The following is a 2,164-nucleotide window of genomic DNA, read 5'->3' as shown; positions in this document are numbered from 1 at the left end:
GGCCACCGAGCTGTCCTCCTACCGCGAGCTGCCGCAGATGTGGTACCAGTTCCAGACCAAGCTGCGCGACGAGGCACGGCCGAAGGCGGGCCTGATGCGGACCCGCGAGTTCACGATGAAGGACTCCTACAGCTTCGACCTGGACGCCGCCGGTCTCGACAAGTCGTTCGACCTGCACCGTAAGGCCTACATCCGCGCGTTCGAGCGGCTCGGCATCCCGGCGATCCCCGCCGAGGCGTCCAACGGCACGATGGGCGGCTCGGACTCGACCGAGTTCGTCTGCCCGTCGGACACCGGCGAGGACGACATCATCGTCTGCCCGAACGGCGACTACGCCGCGAACAGGGAGAAGGCGACGTCGGCGCTGCCGCCCGCCGTCCCGGCGGCCGACGCGGCGGTGGCGCTGCCCGCCCCGGAGCGGTTCGACACCCCCGGCGTGCGGACGATCGAGGACCTCGCGGCCGGCTACGACGCGCCCGCCGACCGGCAGCTCAAGACGCTGGTCTACGTGGTCGACGATCAGCTGACGCTGGTGCTCATGCGCGGCGACCACGCCCTGGAGGAGCAGAAGCTCATCGACGCGACCGGCGCGGTCACGATCCGCCCGGCGGCCGCCGACGAGATCTTCGACGCGCTCGGCGCCCACCCCGGGTCGCTCGGCGCGGTCGGGGTGACGGCCTACCCGGTCATCGCCGACTTCGCGGTGCAAGGCCGCTCGGGCATGGTGACCGGCGCCAACACCGACGACGTGCACGTGCGCGGCGTGGACGTGGCGCGGGACATCACCGTCGGGCAGTGGGCCGACCTGCGCACCGCGGAGGCGGGGGAGCCCTGCATCCACGACGGTCAGCCGCTCGAGGTCATCAAGGCGATCGAGGTCGGGCACATCTTCAAGCTCGGCTACAAGTACGCCGAGGCGTTCGACCTGTCCGTGTCCGGTCCTGACGGCAAGCCGGTCCGGCCGATCATGGGCTCCTACGGCATCGGGGTAGAGCGGGCGATGTCCGCGATCATCGAGGTGCACCACGACGCGAAGGGCATCGTCTGGCCGCCCGCGGTCGCGCCGTTCGAGGCGGTCGTGGTCGTCGCCCAGCAGGACGACGCCGCGGTCGCGGAGGCGGGCGAGCAGGTGTACCGGCGGCTGCAGGACGCCGGCGTCGACGTGATCATCGACGACCGCCAGGTCCGGGCCGGCGTCAAATTCAGCGACTCCGAGCTGGTCGGCATCCCGTTCCGGGTGACGATCGGCAAGCGCGGGCTGGCTGCCGGCATCGCCGAGCTCACCGACCGCGCGACCGGCGAGCGGGTCGACGTTCCGCTGGACGAGATCGCCGAGCGCGTCCGCAAAACCGTAGCCCACGCGATCTCGGGCCAGGCCTAGAGGCGCCCCGCGGGTGAGTGGCCCACGTAGCCGCCTAGTGACTGGCTGTATGGGTCACTCACCCGCTAGGACATGTCGGCGCGGAGGCTGTTGATCGCCTTCACCAAGTCGATCCAGCCGGGGAAGATGATCGCATGGACGCTTCGGTGACGAGCCGCGATGTCATCAGATCGTGAGGAACCCGTCACGATTGAGATGAAAATAGCTCAATGGTTAATATCCGCGCATATCTATATCTCGTAGTCGCCGTCCTTGATCCTCTTGACGAACGTGCTCCATTCACATGGAGTAAATGTGGCTGTTGGGCCACCCTTGTCGACGCTGTCGCGTACGGCTAGGCGACCGTCCGGAAGCGTGACAGCTTCAATGCATTGACCGTTCGCAATGCTTCGGCTGCTTTTGCGCCAGGCGAGGGACGCGCGCGTGTTGGCCGACTCGGTCTTCCCTAGAGCATTGTCCAGCGATTGGGCCACAGTAGTTCCTCCGATGGTAAAGATCGAGAAAGGGTAACGGTTTCGCAGGGCGGGGTTCCCGCCCCTTAGCTTGTGGGCCCGAGGCGCCGTCCCGGTGCCTCGGATGGATCATGTAGCGACCGACCCCATACCTTACTCGTGTCGCTGAGGACTAACGCTGGGGGCTCCATGTCCATGTCCATGACCGATGCAGTGGGCAGTTTCTCCCCATCTCATATAGTGCAGTCACGAACGGCTGGATGGCAGGCTTTTCGCGAAGAAGGCCCCAGTAATCTACCAGTCGAAGCATCTGGACGGCTTTCGTCCCGCT

Annotated in this window: 2 protein-coding genes; one reads left to right on the top strand and one right to left on the bottom strand. The window is 66.8% G+C overall.

What is annotated here, in order from left to right; all coding sequences use genetic code 11:
* On the top strand, positions 1-1,381 hold a 1,381-nt coding region (gene proS, locus VME70_15230), incomplete at its 5' end, for a proline--tRNA ligase (protein ID HTW21550.1).
* A gap of 230 nt (positions 1,382-1,611) precedes the next feature.
* Here the strand turns inward: proS and VME70_15225 are convergent.
* Positions 1,612-1,854 (bottom strand): DUF397 domain-containing protein, encoded by a 243-nt coding sequence (locus tag VME70_15225; GenBank protein HTW21549.1) that lies wholly within the window; start codon positions 1,852-1,854, stop codon positions 1,612-1,614.
* Between the last annotated feature and the right edge of the window lie 310 nt (positions 1,855-2,164).

The organism is Mycobacteriales bacterium (assembly GCA_035504215.1).
Taxonomy (GTDB): Bacteria; Actinomycetota; Actinomycetes; order JAFAQI01; family JAFAQI01; genus DATAUK01.
This window is presented reverse-complemented; position numbering and strand designations above follow the sequence as displayed.